The following is a 20,276-nucleotide window of genomic DNA, read 5'->3' as shown; positions in this document are numbered from 1 at the left end:
GTATCTGATAAGTAAGTCTAAGAAGTATATCAGCGAAAACGGAAAAAGCAGTATGGGAGCTGTTGTTGAACAGATACAGCAGACCTATGATCTTCAGGTGAGTGGATACTACAGCCAGCTGCAGTTGGTTGAGGAATTTTTACTTCATGAGAGGGAGCTGTCTCTTGAAACGGATGTGAACAAAAGTTTCTTTGAGGCATGGGAAAAAGAATCGGAAAGTACCCTTATATTCATTCAGGAGAATGGTCAGGCAATATCAGCAGGTGGAACAAAAATGCGGATTGATATGCCAAGTAAACTTCTGCTGGACTTAAAGAATGGATACAATATTGGAAAACTGGTGCGTCTTGATTATGATCAGAAGAAAAAAGACGGTTATCTGGTTGCGATCCCATGTCAGGAATATACGATCGATGGGGAAACTTATACGGCAATTGGAACTGTGTATGATCATTCGAAACTGGATTCCATGTTAAAACTGAAAGGTTATGATGGGAATGCATATTTGTTCATGTTGGATCATGACGGAAATATTACGTATACGAACCAGAGTGGTGATAAATACCTGCGTAATTATTCTTTGTTAAAACATTTAAAAGGGGAACAGGCTGTTACAGAAGAGGAAGCTGATTTGTTCAAAAAGAAGTTTGATAACAGAGAATCCGGAGTTGCACTTTTGGGAAAACAGAACCCCTATTATCTGGGGTATTGCCCGATAGAAAGCAACAACACCATTTTGGTATGCATTGTGGCGAAGGGAGTTGTTGACAATGTGCTGATGGATTACCAGAAAACGGTGCTGTTTACAACAATACTCATGGCAGGTTCTATACTTTTACTTTTTGCCGGATTATTCTACAGTATTTCCAGACTTAGTCTTGCAGATCAAAAAGCAGAATATGAAAAAAGAAATAATGAACTTCATTTACAAACAATGAAGGAAATGGAAGTAGTCAATCAAAAACTGAAAAAGGCAAAGAACATTGCAACAGAGGCTTTACAGACAGCTGAAAATGCAAATAAGGCGAAAACGGATTTCCTGTCTAATATGTCACATGATATTCGCACACCTATGAATGCAATCATTGGTATTACATCTTTGATCAGACATGATGCAGGTAATAAAGCAAAGGTTATAGAGTATGCAGATAAAATAGATATTTCATCACAGCATCTGTTAGGAATTATTAATGATGTTTTGGATATGAGCAAGATTGAGGCAGGAAAAACGGTTTTTAAGTACTCTGATTTTTCAATTTTGGAATTTATGCAGGAACTTGACACTATATTTCATTCTCAAATATATGAAAAGCAGCAGACCCTTACAATCATAAAAGAAAATATTCACCATGAGTGGGTGAATGGTGATCAGGTTCATTTGATGCAGATTTTCAGTAATCTGCTGTCTAATGCCATAAAATATACGCAGGAGGGTGGAAAAATTCAGCTTCTGGTAGAAGAATGTGAGACAAAGTCATCTGTCTATGCAAAGTACCGCTTTTTAGTCTATGACAATGGTATGGGAATGGCGTCAGATTTCAAGGATACAATTTTTGATGCGTTTACCCGTGCGGAAAGTTCCCTTACAAACAAAATACAGGGAACCGGACTTGGAATGGCGATTACTAAGAACCTGGTTGAGGCAATGGGAGGTACCATTGATGTGGAAAGTGAACTGGGACAGGGAAGCTGTTTTGAGATTCTCATGGATCTGAAAATTGCAGAGGATAGAACGGCCGCTCTGGCAGCACAAGAAGAAACAGATGAGCAGGATGGAAATATCCTTCAGGGAATGAGATTCCTGTGTGCAGAGGATAATGAGCTGAACGCAGAGATCCTGACAGAACTGTTAAAGATTGAAGGTGCGGAATGTACTATCTGTGAAAATGGCGAAGAGATTTTGAAAGCATTTGAACAGTCTGCTCCAGGTGATTATGACATGATACTGATGGATGTGCAGATGCCTGTTATGAATGGCTATGAGGCGACGAAGGCAATTCGCAGAAGTTCCCATGAACTGGCAAAGAAGATTCCGATCATTGCCATGACTGCCAATGCATTCTCAGAGGACATTCAGCATTCTCTGGCAGCTGGTATGACTGCACATATTTCAAAACCGGTTGAGATGAAGGTGCTGGAAAAGACGATCAGAAGCATAAAATCTGGTGGGGGGGTACCGAACCGCAGGTCACTGAACAGTGACAAATGGATTTGATGCGGCAGTGCAATTTTATTAAACCAGGGAGTTGACAAGGAGATGTATAGAGAAATATATTTGACAGACAGACAGACAGACAGACAGACAGACAGACAGACAGACAGACAGACAGACAGACAGACAGACAGGAGATTTAATATGATTTTGAGAGCAAAGAAATATGTGGCAGTGTTCCTGGTTTTTGTATGCGTGTGTATGATATTTTCTCCCCAGACTGCATATGCAGCCGAGGACAGTTCGCAGCATGAAACTGTCAAAGTCGGTTTCTTTGCCATGGATGGTTATCATGTGATGGATGAAGAAGGCAACCGCAGTGGGTATGGCTATGATTTTCTTCGGCTGATGGCACGTTATTGGGATGTAGATTACGAATATGTCGGATATGATAAGAGCTGGGATGATATGCAGCAGATGCTTGAAGATGGCGAGATTGATATGGTAACATCTGCCCGCAAAACACCGGAAAGAGAAGAAAAGTTTGATTTTTCACGTCCGATCGGAACCAATAATGGGATTCTGACCGTCCGCAGTGACAACAACACGATTGTGGATGGCAATTACAGTACTTACAACGGTATGCGTGTGGCACTTTTGAACGGAAGCTCACGAGATAAAGAGTTTGCGGATTTTGCAGGCAATAAAGGATTTACATATGATCCATTTTATTTTGATACGACAGCAGAGATGGAGGAAGCTCTTCTGAGCGGAAATGTTGATGCTATTGCTGCCACTTCTCTGAGAAAAACAAACAATGAGCGTATCGTGGATAAATTTGACAGTAGCGATTTCTATGTCATTGTTAAAAAAGGTAATACAGAATTGCTGAATGAGATTAATTATGCAATCGACCAGATGAATGCAGTTGAGGGTAACTGGAAAACGACACTTTATAATAAAAATTATGAAAGCATAGAAACTAAGAATCTGGAATATACGGAGAAAGAAAAAAGTATTATTTCACAGTATTCCAAGGACAACCCGATTCATGTTCTGTGTGATCCGACCCGTTATCCATATTCTTATAATGAAAATGGTGAGATGAAGGGTATTATCCCGGATTACTTCCGGAAAATTGCAGACTATGCCGGGATTTCCTATGAGTTTCTTACACCTGCCACCAGAGATGAGTATATTGCCTATCAGAAAAATAAGGAAACCACAGATATAAGCATCGATGCACGCCTGGAAACAGATAACTATGCTGAGACGAAAAAATGGGGGATTACTGCACCTTTCATTACGATGCAGCTGGCAAGGGTGACACGGCGTGACTTTGATGGAAAAATTAATGTTGTTACTACTGTTGACCAGACAGCATCAAATTCAATTGAAGATGCAATGGCACCCGGTGCAGAAAAACTGATGTGCAGTACCCGACAGGAAATGATGGAAGCTGTCCGTGAGGGTAAAGCAGATGCTGCCTTCGTCTACTATTACATGGCACAGGCGTTTGTGAACAGTGACACTACGGGCACCATGACATATACTCTTCTGGAACAACCTACATTTACCTACCGCATGGTAATTTCATCAATTGAGAACCATGCGCTGGCTGGTATTCTGACGAAAGCAATGTATGCCATGCCCCAAAATCTCGTTGAAGATCTTGCAGCACAGTATACCACATACAAAGCAACAGAGCTGATATTTGTTGACTGGATCCGTCTGCATCCTGTTGTTACTGTTTTGGTTCTTCTTATTTTTGGATGGCTGCTGACTGCTATGTCTGTGACAATGGTGCATCTCAGTGCAAGAAAAAAAGCTCAGAAGGAGGCCCAGGAGAAAGCTGAGGAAATGGCGGAACTGGCAGAGCATGCACAGGCTGCAAACAAGGCAAAAACAGCATTTCTGTCACATATGTCCCATGATATGAGGACACCGATGAATGCAATCATAGGATTTACCGGTATTGCAATGAAAAACAATCCGTCAGACGAAGTGAAAAATTGTCTGGAAAAGATTGACGAAAGCTCAGAGCATTTACTGTCGCTGATCAATGATGTATTAGATCTGACCCGCATCGAAAGTGGAAAAGTGAAATATAATCCAGTACCGGCGGATGTGAAAAACATTACAGATTCTTCATTGAATATTACAAAAGGTTTTCTTACGAACAGGGATATCAACTTTAAGATTCAGCGTGAAGAAGCAAAGATTCCAAATGTACTTGCGGATCCTGCACGCCTGCGTGATGTGCTGGTCAATATTCTGAGCAATGCCGTGAAATTCACTCCGGATGGAGGGACGATTACATTTGAAGCTCGGTGTCAGGAAAAGGGCGGGGATGGATATATAAATATGCGTTACCGCATTTCGGATACTGGTATTGGCATGAGCGAGGAATTTACAAAAGAAGTTTTTGAGGAATTTGCACAGGAAGATTCCGGTGTGAGAACGCAGTACCATGGAGTTGGACTGGGGATGGCTATCGTAAAGAAGTATGTAGATATGATGGGTGGGACCATTTCCGTGCAGAGTAAAAAGCATGAGGGAACCACATTTACTGTGGATATTCCTTTGGAAATTACAGATAAGGAATGTAATAAGTCAGACACAGGTATTTCTGAAAAGGTGAATCTTACAGGTGTGAATGTTCTTCTTGCAGAGGATAATGAACTGAATGCAGAGATTGCTGCCGTGCAGTTGGAAGAATTCAGGATGAATGTAGAAAGAGCTGTGGATGGAAAGAATGCTGTTGAGATTTTCAGAAATCATCCGGAAGGCACATTTGATGTAATCCTGATGGATATCATGATGCCTGAAATGAATGGTTATGAAGCAGCAAAAGCAATCAGGGCAATGAATGACAGACCGGATGGAAAAAATATTCCTATTATAGCAATGACAGCTAATTCATTTGCAGAAGATGTTCAGGCATCACTGGATGCAGGAATGAACGCACATTTGTCAAAGCCGATTGTGATTGATGAAGTTATAAAAACGATTTTAAGGTATGTATATGGATGAAATTAAATATGCACCTAAGAGTATGGAAAAGAAATCGAAGAGTAAGAAAAAGTATTCAGTAAATAATAGACATAAAGCTCAAGAAATGCTGACAATTGTAGAGTGGTCTGCTATAATATTTTTATCATATTACGTTGCTTTTATGCAGTATAATAGTATAAATATGCGCCTTTCGCTGTTTTTGTAGAAAGATTTTTTTCGTATATAACGAACATAATATGTAATAGTAATGGTTACGCTATACCCTTTGTTATGTGGCGGTATTAGATCGCTATATCTGCACAAAAAATCAGGCTGAAGGATACTGGGGGAGGAATATGAAACAGTTAATAGTATCAGACAAAGTACAAAAAGAGCTACTTACAGATTTTATGATCATGGGGGAAACCAGGGGACTGATCGGTGGATATTGTGAGAACGAGTTTCCGGTTTACTATGCCAATGAAGAAATGGCACGAATGCTTGGTTACGATGCAGTGGAAGAAATGGTTGAAGCAATTGACGGAAAAGTTATTAATACGATTCATCCCGATGACAGAGAACAGGTCATAAAGGATATCGGGGGGGGGGTAAGTATTATGAGGGATTAACCTATGAGACCACATATCGTATGCCGCGAAAAGACGGATCCTGGTTCTGGACGGTTGATAAAGGAAAAGTCATACGGACAGAGGAGGGGAAACTGGCTATTATCAGTGCCTGCCAAGATATGACATCCTTCGTGGAAAGGCATAAGAAACTGGAAGAGCAAAATATACTGTCTCAGGCAACAATCGATAATATCCCTGGCGGCTATCACAGATGTTCCCTGGAGGAGGGGCATCCATTCATATATATCAGTGACAGGTTCCTTGCGATTCTTGGGTGGACCAGAGAAGAGATCAAAACAGAATTCCATAATAAGTTTGACAATATGCTTCATCCGGATGACCGGCATCTTTCTGCAAAATATACCGCCCGTATTCTTGATACATGCGGACATGGATTTACACAGGATCAGATTTACCGGCTGCTTGGAAAGGATGGCTATCATTGGGTCACAGATGCCACAACATTGGTGAAATCCGGTAATCAGATATTCTTCCAGGGAGATATCACAGATATTACGGATTTTGTTAAAGGCAAAGAAAAAAACGAGAAAGAACTGGAAGACAGCAACCAGATTCTGAACGAACGTAACCGGATATTATCAGCTTTATCCAGAGATTATACAACGGTACTTTTGTGTGATTTAAGGCAGGAAACATTTGAAGTCGTAAAAGGGGATGCCTTTACGCACCATGACCCTGAAGAAAAGCAAAAGTTAGTTCGTGAAAGTAACTGCTATTCGGAGAGAGTCCGGTATTTTTTCGAAAATGTCCTTATCAAAGAATCTGCTCCGGAGTATCTGGAAAGACTTTTGCCGGAGTATCTTATGAATGAATTACAGGAAACAGACAGTATAGAGATTTATTATAAGACGATACCAAATGGGAGTGGCTTCAGACATTTTTTGGCAAACGCAGTACGTTTATCCAATGAGGAAGATCATTTTAAGATCATCCTCGGTTTCCGTTCTGTAGATGAAATCATTAAAAAAGAACAGGAGATAGAGCTTCAAAGAGAGATTATCGAAGGCCTTGGAAAAGAATATTTTTCTGTTCTGGCAGTAGAACTGGATAAAGATCGAGTATTTTCTTATCGCGAGTCTGAAGAAAATGGAAAGATTATTTCAGATTTCTGCAGAAAATGTGATAACAGATGGTCACAAATAATTCCTTCTTATGCCGAGACGATGGTATCTGATAACACCAACGGAGAATTTGAAAAGCAGTTGGGTCTGGAAACTCTGCGTTCACAGAAAGAGGATTATTCCATGACATACGAGTTTAAGTCGGGAACGGAGATCATTTATCATCAGGTAAGAGTGGCATACGTAAAGAAAAAAGACGGAGCAAGGGTGGCTGTAGTCGGAACAAGAAATATTGACAGTCTGATAAAAAAAGAGCGTATGCAGGAAGAAAAGCTGAAAAAAGCATATGCTGCCGCAGAAAATTCCAATAAAGCCAAAACGGAATTTCTGAATAATATGTCCCATGATATCCGTACGCCAATGAATGTGATACTGGGATATAATCAGCTGATGAAATCACAACTGACAGAGCCGAAGCAACTGGATTATCAGAAGAAAATCGAACAATCAGGGAAACTGTTATTGTCCATCATCAATAATGTACTTGATATGGCCCGGATTGAAAGTGGAAAGATAAAAGTAGATGAGAATTATGAAAGCGTTGGTGAGGTAGTAGACGAAATCATAAGTACATTTGCATCTGAAGCAGAAGAAAGAGGAATCCATCTAAGCGGCAGCATGAAGGTCACACATAGAAATATCCTGTGTGATGGTACAAAAATCAGGGAAATCTATGTAAATCTTGTCAGTAATGCTATAAAATACACTCCCAGAGGTGGAAATGTAACGATCACTGTAGAAGAACTGCCATGTAAAAGAGAAGGATATATGAAGGTAAAATCCGAGATAAAAGATACCGGTATTGGCATGAGTAAAGAATATCTTCCAACATTATTTGAACCATTCAGTCGTGAACGGAATACAACCACTGGAAGAGTCAGAGGAACCGGTCTTGGAATGCCAATCGTAAAGAAAATGGTCGATCTGATGGGCGGCAGTCTTGAAGTGGAAAGTGAACTGGGAAAAGGAACCGTATTTACGTTTACACTGATGCATAAAATAGCGGACAAGAAATATTACAGCCAGAGGATAGAAAAAGTAAAAACATCTAGTATGAGAGAAAGTCTGAGTGGAAAGCATGTTCTGCTGGCGGAGGATAATGATCTGAATGCGGAAATTGCAGTGACGATTCTGGAAGAAGCCGGGCTTGTTATCGAGCGTGTGGAAGATGGAATTCAGTGCGTGAACAGGATAGAGCAGATGTCACCAGGAACTTATGATCTGATACTTATGGATATCCAGATGCCAAATATGGATGGCTATCAGGCAGCCCAGTGTATCCGACATTTAAATGATAAAAAGAAGGCAGAGATCCCGATCATTGCCATGACAGCAAATGCCTTTGCAGAAGACAGGAAAAGGACGTTTGATGCCGGCATGAATGGACATATTGCAAAACCCATTGATATTGAAAAACTGGGAGCGGTCATTCTTTCTGTATTGAAAAAACAGGAAAGCTTACAGACTGGGAAGAACAACAGCATGAGCGCAAACAGACTGCGTTCATGAGCAAGAAGCGCAAGCGGATTGCGAATGTCCGCTTTACTGGATAATAAAGAGGAAATAAATGAACAGAAAGATAGAAAAACGGATAAGAAAAAAAGGCAAGAAAAAAAGATTATGTTTGAGCATTTTAGTACTTATCATGTTACTTTTTGTACCGCTTTCTGCTTATGCATCGGAAATAAAAAGTGATGGAAAAACAACTCAGGCATTGGAAGAAGAAAATAAAACCGTGAGAGTTGGCTATTTTCCATATGCCAATTTTCAGGAAGGCGGCTATGGGGAACACAAGCAGGGAGCAGGATATGAGTATCTTCAGAAGATTTCTTATATAACCGGCTGGAAGTATGAATATGTCTATGGCTCATTTAAAGAGTGTCTGGATATGCTGGCAGATGGAGAAATAGATATACTTGGAAGTGTCAGTTATACACCGGAAAGAGCAGAATCTATCGATTTTTCGACCTATGCAGAGGGAACAGAACGATATTGGATCTATACCCGGGAAGATCATACGAATCTTACGAATGGTGATCCAAAGCAGATGAATGGCTGTCGTATCGGTGTAGCAGATGGAAGTTATCAGAAAGAACTTCTGGAAAAATGGCTGGACAGCAATCAGATCCAGGCAGAGGTGGTTGTCTGTAAAGGCTATGATGAAATGATAAAAAAACTGGATGCAGATGAACTGGATGCACTTGTGGTCCCGGCACTGTCTGTCAACAGCGATTTTATTGCAATCGCCAATATCGGTGTAAGTGACTGTTATTTCGGTGTATCAAAATCCCGACCGGATCTGTTAAAGGAATTAAATTCTGCCATGGAAGAAATCAACAATACAGAAACGGACTACAGCAGCAAGCTGTATGCTCGTTATGAAGGAAAAGCGGTTATAAATTATGTGCTCAACAAGGAAGAAAAACAATGGCTGGATGCACATGAAAAAACAATCCGTGTGGGATACCTAAAGGGTAATCTCCCTTTTTGTGGTGAAGAAAATGGGAAACTGACAGGAATCCTTGGAACCGTTCTGGATACGGTTCAGGAAAAATATAAAATTACGATCAAGGCAGTTCCATGTTCCACGGGAGTAGAGATGAATGAGGCATTGCAATCTGGCAAAATAGATATTGCAGGTCCTATCATTCAGGATTTTTATACACAGGAACAGTTTCAGGTAGTTTTGACGGATGAAATCTTTGATATTACGCCGGTTGTTATTTACAAAGGAAATGAATATACTAACAGTCTCTCTACAATCGCAGCAACAGAGACCTCGCTGTATTCTAAATTGATGGTGTCCCGTCTTTTTCCAGATGCAGAAATTAAACAATATGACACACAGGAAGAATGCCTGGAGGCAGTAGCAAATGAAAAAGTGGGAGCAACTGTTATTCCATCTTCAAAGATCAATCTTCTTAATGAAAGTTCATTGACCAAAAGTCTGTCCTTTGCAGAAATGGCAAAACGGCAGGAATTAGCGATGTTCACGACGAGAGAAAACAGAAGAGCAGCTACCATTATCAATAAAGCAATTGAGCAGTCCTCCAATATTTTAAATGGCGTGGTCCTTGCACAGAATTCTGTTTCAGAAAAGAAAATGACCTTGCAGGATGTCCTTGAGGAGTATGCAGGCTTAGCTATCGTGGTTTCATTTGTGATTATTTTTGTACTGCTTCTTCTGGTTTATTCCCTTTCAGTAAGCAGAAAAAAACAGATGGAAGCCCTGAAAGAAGCACAGGATGCAAATGCGGCGAATATTGCAAAAACAACGTTCCTGAACCATATGTCTCATGACATCAGGACACCGATGAATGCAATTGTTGGATTTACAGATATTGCCATGAAGAGGAAGCCGGACAAAGAAGTGGAGAACTGTCTGAAAAAGATCAGGCAGAGTTCAGAATATCTGATGACGCTTATTAATGATGTGCTGGATATCAGCCGCATTGAAAGTGGTAAACTGGAATATAAACCGATACCGGTAGATCTCAGGGATATGATAAATACTGTTTTGTCGATTGCAAGGGGATATATAGAAAACCGTGATCTTAACTTGTATGTTTCAAGAGAAGAACTAAAAACTCCTTATGCGATGGCGGATGAACTCAGAATCAGGGAAGTATTGCTCAACATCATCAGTAATGCAATCAAATTTACAAAAGACGGAGGTACCATTTCATTTGTTGCAGAAAACTGTCCGGGCAATGATGAACACCATGTGATTGTACGCTATCGTATATCGGATACCGGAATTGGTATGAGTGAGGAGTTCCTGGACAGGATATTTGATGAGTTCAGTCAGGAAAATGATGGAGCAAGAACCAGTTACAAGGGAACCGGACTGGGAATGGCGATCGCTAAGAAATATGTAGATCTTATGGGTGGAAAAATTGAGGTCAGCAGCAGACAGGGTGTTGGCTCAACATTTACGGTAGAAATCCCACTGCTTATAGCAGAACATGTAGAAACTGAAGAGAAAGAAAAATTAAAGAAAGATACGGATCTACATGGTTTGCATGCTCTTCTGGCAGAGGATAATGATTTAAACGCCGAGATAGCAGTATCTCTATTGGAAGAACAAGGGATGATTGTAACCAGAGCTGCCGATGGGAAAACAGCCCTGGCACAGTTTTGCAATACAGATCCGGGGACTTTTGATCTGATCTTGATGGATATTATGATGCCGGAAATGAATGGATATGAAACGACAAAAGCCATCAGAAATCTGCCGGACCGTCCGGATGGAAAGAAAATACCTATTATTGCAATGACGGCAAATGCATTTGCAGAGGATGTGCAGGTTGCTTTGAATGCCGGAATGGATGATCATGTGGCGAAGCCGGTTGACATGGAGATTTTAACATCTGTCATCACAAAATATATAGAACGATGACTCGTTTGTTCAAAAATGGAACGGGAAATTAGCACTCACCTCTTGATAATGCAAGTTGATTTTTGTCCTGTCTTGTGTATCTCGGAAGTGCCTGCTTTACAGGCTTTCCGGGGTATCAGTCATTTTGTCTGGTATTGTAAAGCAGTGTCAGATTTGTCGTAAATGTCGTAAATTTGTGGTCAAAAAATGATGAGAAATGGAGAGTGCTAATAAAATGAACGCAGGCAGCGAAGCAACTGCGTTCATGAGCAAGTAGCGAAAGCGGATTGCGAATGTCCTGTTTATGTAACGTATACGAATGTAAATGGATATCTTATTCCAAACCTCATATGATATAATTCTTTTATTTCTTCTGTATGAAATTCAGTTTGTGAAAGATTTGTAGCCAAAACTTCTAAACTTCCGTTTTCTAATAGGATTTTTACCATACGCAATGAAATTTCACCTAATTCTTTCATACGTTCTCCATCTGGCGTTCCCTCGTAATGTCTGATTCTTGACTTATCAAGTTTTATTTTAACTAGCTGATCCTTTTCTGTTAAACTGTTTTGCTCTTTTTTGTAATCACTGCTTTTTAAACGTACGATAAATTTAATATCCTTATCCATCATATGTATAAACGCTGGCGTAGAAGGATAGCCTCTGTCCATGATAATAATATAGGGAATGCTGTCTATTGTTTCCGGTATTCGTTCCATCTGTTTTTTGGCCAGGCGCATTTCATTAAATTTCACCTTATTACAGTCACTTTCCAGTATCATACGATTCATTACATCATAAATACAGCCTAATCCTATTTGAGCTTGGGGCTTTGTGTTTTTCCGGCCTGCAGAACCATATAGTTTCAATGTTTCAGCAGTGGTAGGAATATTAATATCTGAGCCGTCAGCGGCTAATATTAAATGATCTTTGTAAGTTGAAAAGGTGGAATCTGCATAAAAGTTACGGTTATGATATTTATATAATTCTAAAAAAGCATCTGGATTAAGTTTCATACGCTGTTTCAGATATCCTGGTTTTGAAATAGACACACCAGAATGAGCAAGTTTCATATAAAATAACAAGGAGAAGGGATGGACGGTATTTTTATTCATATATGCCGACAGGTGTATATGCAGAACTGCGGAATGCGTCAAACCGTCGGTTTGTGCTTGTAGAAGAACAGACAAGGGCGAAGAACCGTCTGCAGAAGTGGATTGCAGTGTATTTCCCGGAATATAAGGGGACTTATACACACATAGATGCTAAGGGAGGGCTACTGGTGTTAAAACAGGCACCAACTCCTGAGGAGATAGTAAGACTCGGAGTAGAAGGTATCATAAAGATATGGAAAGACGCTAAACTCCGAGGAAATGGGCATAAGAAGGCTATGTTGATTCTGAATGCAGCCATGAAAAGCATAGGATTAAAGGCAGGCCTTACAGAAGCCAGAATGGAGATACAGGATCTGATAGAGGATTATGAACTCCAGACAAAACGCCTTGAACGGGTCAATGACCTAATTAAAGAACTATGCCAGCAGATCAGGTATGCGGATAAGCTGCTTGAAATAAAAGGTATAGGAATAACAACAGTAGCTGGTTTCATAGCAGAAGTCGGTAATATCACGCGCTTCGATAGCACGAAAGAACTTCAGAAACTAGCAGGATTGGAACTGGTGGCAGATAGCTCTGGCAAGCACAATGGAAAGACAAAGATAAGCAAAAGAGGGCGCAAGCGTTTCAGATATCTTCTTTTCGAGGCAGCGATATCGGTGGTGGGAAAGAATGAAGAATTCAAAGAAATCCACAGGTATTATACCACCAGAGAAAAGAATCCATTAAAAAAGATGCAGTCGCTGATAGCAGTAGCATGTAAGCTGATAAGAGTATTCCATGTGATCCTTACCAAGGGAATCAGTTATGATGCATTAAAGATGTTGAAAGATATTCGACATCCGGGAGAGCAGTTAAAGGCTGCATAACCGAGCAATAAAGAATAACCATAATGATTATAGGAAGCGTCCACCGAAAGGTGCTGTAATCGGAGGGTTTGGATCAGTGATGAAAGTACAAAGAATGAGCTGGTAGCTGGCAGGAATTTTCTCCGGAGGGAATGACCCTGATGAATAGCTAAGCTGGCACCCTGGTTATGGACAGGCAGAATGAAGGAAGTGAGGACCCACCGTAAGGAGGATGATCCTGTTGGACATGAGAGGTGAGCTGCCATATAGGGATGGGTACACATCGAGGCCATTTAGAACGAATAGTGATGACGTTTTATTTGGTGTACCCATTATTACTATATATCTGCCCTGTATGAGGTAAAGATCACTCCATAACCTTAGTTCTATTCAATGACAGGTATCAAAAAGTATTGAATTTATTGAAAAAACACTTGATTATATGGAGAGGAGTAAAATAAAATCGAGTGAAATATTATTCATTGTGTGGTTTATATTATAATGATATAATACAGATATATTAATTGAAAATCAGTTTTAATTGAGAAAACCTTTCAATATAACAAGGGAAACAAGAAAACCTCCATGCATTCCGAAAGGCATGGTAGGGGATGAATAATTATAGATTAATTATCTTGGCGAAAGTGGCAAAATCTTATAAATCAAACCAATCAAACGAAAGAAGGATGATAAGCATGAAATCCAACTTTGAATTTCTAAATAAATATTGGCCTGTACTGGCACAATTAGGAGCTAATGCTGAAAATTATTTATATTCAGATCCTAATGCATGTATTTATAAGCTTGGAATGTTTGCGGAGCGCCTTGTACGAGAAATATTAGTATTTGAGCATATTGATGAACCGCAAACGGAAAATACTCATGCGAATCGTATTCGTTCATTGAAAAAAGCCGGTCTTCTTCCGCAAGAAATAGATAATACTCTTTATTTACTCCGCAAAACTCGTAATTCTGCTGTACATACAGGAACGGATTCGGTGGATGATGCAAAAATGCTCTTTTCTATGACATATAATTTAGCTGTTTGGTTTATGGAAACTTACGGTGATTGGAAATATATTGCAGATGATTTTACTATGCCTAAAGAAGTACATCAAGCAGATTTGAAATCAGTTATAGAAGATCAGGAAAAAAAGATTGTTGAGCTATCGAAAAAGCTTGCAGAAGTAACTACTGCCGTTTCTGGTACCACGCAGCAAGAACGTGTGAAAAGATCTCAAGCTGTATCTTCAATGATGGAATGGAATGAAGCTCAGACTCGTTGTTTAATAGATGAGCAGCTTCGTAAAGCAGGATGGGAAGCAGATACTGTTAATTTACGCTACAGTAAAGGTACACGTCCGGTAAAAGGTAGAAATATTGTTATTAGTGAATGGCCGACCAACTCTGCGTTTTCTAAAAATGGTTATGCTGATTACGCGTTTTTTATAGGAGAAAAACTGGTTGCATTAATGGATGCGAAGAAAGTTTCCGAAGATGTTGCCTCTACCATTGATGTGCAGGTGAAGGATTACGCGAAACATATTAAAGAGGAACATAAAAGATATACTATAGGTTTATGGGATGAATATCAAGTCCCTTTCCTATTTGCATCAAATGGAAGAGCTTTTTGGGAACAACTTCGAACCAAATCTGGCATATGGTTTTTGGATGCACGAAAATCTGCGAATCAGTCATATCCAATACGTAATTGGTTTAGCCCTAGTGATCTTAAAGAAAAGTTAGGACAAGATATTGATCAAGCAAATGAAAACTTAGCAACCTATAATGATTCGTTTATGGAAGATCCTACGGGGCTTAATTTACGTGATTATCAGATTAGGGCGATTAATAAAGCAACAGAAGCTATTGTGAATGGAAATCGTACTGCATTACTTGCAATGGCGACTGGTACGGGAAAAACACGAACTGTTCTTGGTTTTATTTATAAAATGCTTGAATCTAAGCGATTTAGAAGAATTCTATTTCTCGTTGATCGTGTATCACTTGGAGAACAAGCAATGGATACATTTAAAGATGTTAAGCTTAAAGATTTGATGACTTTGAATGAAATCTATGAGCTCAAATCCATTGATGATAATGAAATTAATTTAGAAACAAAAGTTAGTGTTTCTACGGTGCAGGGCTTGTTAAGAAGAACTATTCTTTCTGAAACACCGGATTTAATGCCCGGTGCATTTGATTTGATTATTGTGGATGAAGCTCACAGAGGATATATTCTTGACAGAGAAATGACACAAGAAGAAATTCTTTACGATAATCAAGATGATTATATGAGCAAATACAAACAGGTCATTGAGTACTTTGACGCAGTAAAAGTAGCTTTGACAGCTACACCTGCTTTACACACGACTGAAATTTTTGGTAAACCAATTTTTACATATAGTTACCGGGAAGCCGTTATTGACGGATGGCTCGTAGACCATGACCCGCCGTACATTATAAACACTGGTTTTATTGAAAATCATGTGAAATTCAAAAAAGGTGAAACACTTGCACAATATGATCCAAATACAAATGAATTGGTTAATGGTGCTGTATTGCAGGATGAACTGGATTTTGATGTTTCGGATTTTAATAGAAAAATTATACTTCCTGATCATACACGTAAGGTTTTGGAAGAAATATCTAATTATTTAAATCCTGAAAGCAGGGAAAAAACACTGATTTTTGCTGTTAATGATAATCATGCGGATTGTATTGTGGATACACTTCGGCATATTTATGAGCCTTATGGAATTTCAAATGATGCTATTATGAAGATCACTGGAAAGACCGCTGGAGGCAATAAAAAGAAGATTTTGCAGGTCATTAAGCAGTTTAAAAACAATCAATATCCCAATATTGCGGTAACAGTCGATTTGCTGACAACTGGAATTGACGTGCCCTCTATTTGTAATCTTGTATTTATGAGAAAAATTAATAGCCGTATCTTGTTTGAACAGATGCTTGGGCGTGCTACTCGGATTTGCCATGAAATTGGTAAGACACATTTCAACATTTTTGATGCGGTTCGAGTATATGAGGATTTGGATTCTACTTCAGGAATGAAATCTGTTTCTGTAAGTAAAACCATGCCAGAACTACTAGAAGACCTTTTCCGTAATAATGGAGAAAATAAACAGCAAGTTAAGGACCGTATTTTAGCAAGACTGCAGCGTAAAAATAACAATCTAACAGCTACACAGAAATATGATATTATTGAACGTTTAAATGGTGTTGACTTGAAATCTTATATTAAAAAATTGAAATCATATACAGAAAATACCTTTGTTAAAACGTGTGTACAAGACAAAGATTTTTTGTTATGGGTAGATTTGCTGAAAAGGGAAAAGAAGGGATATTACTATTCTGCAAAACCTGACATTTTAAGAGAGACTACCCGTGGATATGGGAATACGGAAAAGCCAGAAGATTATCTTGAAGCTTTTGCAAAGTTTGTTAATGAGAATAAAGATAAGATTGAGGCGATCCGTATTGCCTGCACTAAACCCAGTGATATGACAAGAGCACAGCTAAAAGAGTTGAAGCTTACCTTGGATAAGAAGAATTTTACAGAAACAAATTTGAATGAAGCGACCAGTTCTGTAACTAATGTACACATTGTGGCAGACATTATTGCTTACGTTCGCCAGGCAGTATTGAAAACGCCGATATTTAACCATGATGAGCGTGTCACAGCAGCTTTTGATAAATTAACTGCGACGCATTATTTTAATAAAATCCAACTGGATCTTTTGAACAAAATCAAAACCTACATGTTACATGAGAGTATTTTGAATACCGAAACCTTTGAGGCTCCGGTGTTTAAGATGGATGGAGGATTTGACCGTTTTAATAAGAAGTTTGGAGGAACACTGGTTGAGATTATACGAGAAATTAACACTTATATTTATGAAGGAGTTGCATAATGAGTACTCAGGATATTGTTCAAAAACTATGGAATCTTTGTAATGTTCTTCGCGATGATGGAATTACTTATCATCAGTATGTTACAGAGTTAACCTATATTTTATTTCTCAAAATGTTGGATGAAACCGGCGAAGAAAATACATTGAAAGCCGATATGTTAAAAGCATATCAAAATTCTTTGGAGCAGTATGCCCGCAGAAAAGGGAAAGCGGTTGAACAGCTGACCGAAGAAGAAAAAGAATCCAGAAAGCCACTACTTTACAATTACTCTTGGGAGTACCTTACCACTTTGGAAGGCATTGAACTGAAAAATTATTATATGAAACTGCTTTCCGAACTAGGCAGTACCGGTATTCCTAAAATAAGCGATATCTATGCAAAAGCGGTTTCCAGCATTGAAGAACCAAAAAACTTACAGAAAATTATTTCCGAGATTAATAAACTGGATTGGTTTGAAGCAAAGCAGGAGGGGCTTGGCGACCTTTACGAGGGCTTGCTGCAAAAGAATGCTGACGAGAAGAAATCTGGCGCAGGTCAATATTTTACTCCTCGTGTGCTTATTGATGTGATGACTGATTTGATTTCCCCTAAACTTGGTGAAAAATGCTTTGACCCTGCCTGTGGTACGTTTGGGTTTATGATTTCCGCCTATCAGCACGCTATTGACGGTGTGGATCTCTACTCCCTTTCTGATCAGGAAATGGCGGCTTTTCAGGACTCTTTCTATGGCGTTGAGCTGGTACACGATGCACACCGTTTGGCTCTTATGAACGCCTATCTGCATAATGTTCCAGCGCATATTTCCTGTGAGGACTCCCTGGCTCCAAGTGCAAAAAGGCTGAAAGGCTTTGATGTGATTTTAACTAATCCTCCTTTCGGAACCAAAAAAGGCGGAGAGCGTACATCCCGTGACGATATTTCTTTTCAGACTTTCAACAAACAGCTGAACTTCTTGCAGGTAATCTACCGCAGTTTAAAAGCGGACGGAAGTGCACGTTGTGCCGTTGTTCTGCCAGATAATGTGCTGTTTGCTGATGGTGACGGAACGAGTGTACGTCGGGAGTTGATGGACTTTTGTAATCTTCATACTATTCTACGTCTGCCTACTGGAATTTTCTATGCACAGGGGGTAAAAACCAATGTGCTTTTCTTCACCCGTGGCAAGACCGAAAAAGATAACACGAAGGAGGTTTGGTTCTATGATTTGCGTACCAATATGCCATCTTTCGGAAAGACTGCGCCGTTGAAAGAAGAACATTTCATCGATTTTGTAAAAGCCTACACCGCTGAAGACCGCCATGCTGTGGATGACGAGCGCTGGAGCGTATTTACAAGAGAGCAAATTGGCGAAAAGGGTGATACCCTTGACCTTGGGCTGATTCGTGATGATTCTGTCTTAGATTATAATGATCTACCAGATCCAGCGGATAGTGCCGAGGTAGCCGCAGCCAATCTGGAAGAGGCGGTTGACTTGTTGATGAGCGTGGTGAAAGAGCTACGGGCTTTGGAGGTGCAGGACTGATGGCAAAGGCTAAGAAAAAAGAAACCTTAACACCCGAAGAACGCTTGCAGGCGGTACTGGTGCCGGATTGGGAACAACCTTATAAAGTGCCGGAGAATTGGTGTTGGATTCATTTGCTTGATTCTTTTGAAAACTGCACTGATAGTAAAAAGAAAATCCCGCAAAAAGAGTATTTACAAGACGGAAAAATTGCTGTTGTTGACCAAGGGCAGAATTTGATAGGCGGTTATACAAATGATAGAGAAATGATTTTTGCTGGAAATGTGCCCGTCATCATTTTTGGTGATCATACAAGATGTATCAAATACATTGATTTTCCGTTTGCACAAGGTGCTGATGGTATTAAGGTATTAAAACCAAAGCAATTTTTCAATGAAAAAGCATTTTATTATGCATTTCAAACTGTTGACATTCCTAATATGGGCTATCGTAGGCATTTTCCCCTATTTGACAAATACGCAATTCCAGTTCCCCCCCTCTCTGAACAACAGCGCATTGTTGACCGCATTGAAAGCCTGTTTACCAAGCTGGACGAGGCAAAGCAAAAGGCACAGGATGCGCTGAACAGTTTTGAAACCCGCAAAGCCGCCATCCTACACAAAGCCTTTACCGGCGAGCTCACCGCCCGGTGGAGAAAAGAACACGGTGTGAGAATTGAGAGTTGGAAAAATGTATCAGTTTCTGAGATTTGTCATTCATTAAAATATGGCACATCGAAAAAATCTGTATCACAGGGTAAAGTAGTAGTTATACGAATGGGGAATTTACAAGACGGAGAAATTAGATGGGATGATTTAGCTTATTCCAATGATGAAGAGGATATAGAAAAATACAGACTATTTTCAGGAGATGTTCTTTTTAATAGGACAAACAGTTCGGCTCTTGTTGGAAAAACATCAATATATCGCGGAGATTATCCTGCTATTTATGCAGGATATCTTATTAAATTGGATTATGATCATTCACGCATTATAGGTGATTTCTTGAATTATTCACTTAATACCATTCGGGCTAAAAAGTATTATAATTTGGTAAAGACGGATGGTGTTAATCAGTCTAATATTAATGCTAAAAAAATTGGAGCATATAAGTTCGCTATGCCCAATATTAAAGAACAAATAGAAATTGTTCGTATTCTTGACGATATGTTTGCTAAAGAACAGCAGGTAAAACAAGTTGCCGAAACAGTGGTGGAGCAGATTGACCTTATCAAAAAATCTATACTTTCTCGTGCTTTTCGAGGTGAGCTGGGAACGAACAACCAAAACGAGGAAAGTGCAGTGGAGTTGGTGAAAGAAGTTGTAGAAAAAAGTGTAGAAATCAACAACAAACCCAAAACAAAACGAACTGTCATCCCTGAAGAAATTAAGTCTGCACTATCAAGTTCCAATGAAGAAGAGATAATCCGATTATTGATAAAGTCCGCTCCAAAAGCTGTCTCTGTGCAAATGATTATGTCTATTAGCAAGAAAAAATTTGAATTGATGGATGCGCTTCGAAGCCTTGAGCAAAAACAGATTGTTATTAAAAACAGTTTAGGGGAATACTTGCTAAAGAGGTGAT

At 39.4% G+C, this 20,276-nt stretch carries 10 protein-coding genes; 9 read left to right on the top strand and 1 reads right to left on the bottom strand.

Features of this window, described 5'->3' with window-relative positions:
* Positions 1–52: 52 nt before the first annotated feature.
* The 5 genes from DWX61_RS09255 to DWX61_RS09225 all read left to right on the top strand — a co-directional run bounded on the left by DWX61_RS09255 (position 53) and on the right by DWX61_RS09225 (position 11,316).
* Positions 53–2,215, top strand: coding sequence for an ATP-binding protein (locus DWX61_RS09255; protein ID WP_286188069.1), 2,163 nt, complete (start codon positions 53–55; stop codon positions 2,213–2,215).
* 42 nt (positions 2,216–2,257) lie between these two features.
* Entirely contained in the window at positions 2,258–5,185 is a 2,928-nt protein-coding gene (locus DWX61_RS09245; RefSeq protein WP_270427191.1) for a transporter substrate-binding domain-containing protein, read from the top strand.
* Positions 5,186–5,502: 317 nt separating this feature from the next.
* Positions 5,503–5,775, top strand: a complete 273-nt coding sequence (locus DWX61_RS09235; RefSeq protein ID WP_118624939.1) for a PAS domain-containing protein — start codon at positions 5,503–5,505, stop codon at positions 5,773–5,775.
* Between the two features lie 20 nt (positions 5,776–5,795).
* Complete coding sequence (locus DWX61_RS09230; RefSeq protein WP_118624937.1) at positions 5,796–8,426, top strand: PAS domain-containing hybrid sensor histidine kinase/response regulator; 2,631 nt, start codon at positions 5,796–5,798, stop codon at positions 8,424–8,426.
* A gap of 58 nt (positions 8,427–8,484) precedes the next feature.
* The gene (locus DWX61_RS09225) at positions 8,485–11,316 is read left to right on the top strand and encodes an ATP-binding protein (RefSeq protein ID WP_118624935.1); all 2,832 of its coding nucleotides are present in this window, start codon (positions 8,485–8,487) and stop codon (positions 11,314–11,316) included.
* A gap of 281 nt (positions 11,317–11,597) precedes the next feature.
* On the opposite strand, the gene DWX61_RS09220 is transcribed toward DWX61_RS09225, so the two are convergent.
* Entirely contained in the window at positions 11,598–12,410 is an 813-nt protein-coding gene (locus tag DWX61_RS09220) for a transposase (RefSeq protein ID WP_227752364.1), read from the bottom strand.
* 2 nt (positions 12,411–12,412) lie between these two features.
* On the opposite strand from DWX61_RS09220, the gene DWX61_RS09215 reads away from it, so the two are divergent.
* The 4 genes from DWX61_RS09215 (at position 12,413) to DWX61_RS09200 (ending at position 20,275) form a co-directional block, all read left to right on the top strand.
* Entirely contained in the window at positions 12,413–13,279 is an 867-nt protein-coding gene (locus tag DWX61_RS09215; RefSeq protein WP_286188068.1) for an IS110 family RNA-guided transposase, read from the top strand.
* A 590-nt stretch (positions 13,280–13,869) separates the two neighbouring features.
* Entirely contained in the window at positions 13,870–17,190 is a 3,321-nt protein-coding gene (hsdR, locus tag DWX61_RS09210) for a type I restriction-modification system endonuclease (protein ID WP_286188067.1), read from the top strand.
* Positions 17,190–18,713 (top strand): class I SAM-dependent DNA methyltransferase, encoded by a 1,524-nt coding sequence (locus DWX61_RS09205; protein WP_118378186.1) that lies wholly within the window; start codon positions 17,190–17,192, stop codon positions 18,711–18,713. The genes hsdR and DWX61_RS09205 overlap by 1 nt, the downstream gene beginning before the upstream one ends.
* Positions 18,713–20,275, top strand: a complete 1,563-nt coding sequence (locus DWX61_RS09200; protein ID WP_118624931.1) for a restriction endonuclease subunit S — start codon at positions 18,713–18,715, stop codon at positions 20,273–20,275. The genes DWX61_RS09205 and DWX61_RS09200 overlap by 1 nt, the downstream gene beginning before the upstream one ends.
* The last annotated feature ends 1 nt before the right edge of the window (position 20,276 follow it).

The organism is Ruminococcus sp. AF20-12LB, from assembly GCF_003478985.1.
Classification (GTDB): Bacteria; Bacillota; Clostridia; order Lachnospirales; family Lachnospiraceae; genus Blautia_A.
This window is presented reverse-complemented; position numbering and strand designations above follow the sequence as displayed.

What these genes read in the sequence shown, in the direction of transcription:
- DWX61_RS09255 (WP_286188069.1), top strand. Translation starts at nt 53, where the DNA reads ATGGGAGCTGTTGTTGAACAGATACAGCAGACCTATGATCTTCAGGTG.
- DWX61_RS09245 (WP_270427191.1), top strand. Translation starts at nt 2,258, where the DNA reads ATGTATAGAGAAATATATTTGACAGACAGACAGACAGACAGACAGACA.
- DWX61_RS09235 (WP_118624939.1), top strand. Translation starts at nt 5,503, where the DNA reads ATGAAACAGTTAATAGTATCAGACAAAGTACAAAAAGAGCTACTTACA.
- DWX61_RS09230 (WP_118624937.1), top strand. Translation starts at nt 5,796, where the DNA reads ATGCCGCGAAAAGACGGATCCTGGTTCTGGACGGTTGATAAAGGAAAA.
- DWX61_RS09225 (WP_118624935.1), top strand. Translation starts at nt 8,485, where the DNA reads ATGAACAGAAAGATAGAAAAACGGATAAGAAAAAAAGGCAAGAAAAAA.
- DWX61_RS09220 (WP_227752364.1), bottom strand. Translation starts at nt 12,410, where the DNA reads ATGAATAAAAATACCGTCCATCCCTTCTCCTTGTTATTTTATATGAAA.
- DWX61_RS09215 (WP_286188068.1), top strand. Translation starts at nt 12,413, where the DNA reads ATGCCGACAGGTGTATATGCAGAACTGCGGAATGCGTCAAACCGTCGG.
- hsdR (WP_286188067.1), top strand. Translation starts at nt 13,870, where the DNA reads ATGAATAATTATAGATTAATTATCTTGGCGAAAGTGGCAAAATCTTAT.
- DWX61_RS09205 (WP_118378186.1), top strand. Translation starts at nt 17,190, where the DNA reads ATGAGTACTCAGGATATTGTTCAAAAACTATGGAATCTTTGTAATGTT.
- DWX61_RS09200 (WP_118624931.1), top strand. Translation starts at nt 18,713, where the DNA reads ATGGCAAAGGCTAAGAAAAAAGAAACCTTAACACCCGAAGAACGCTTG.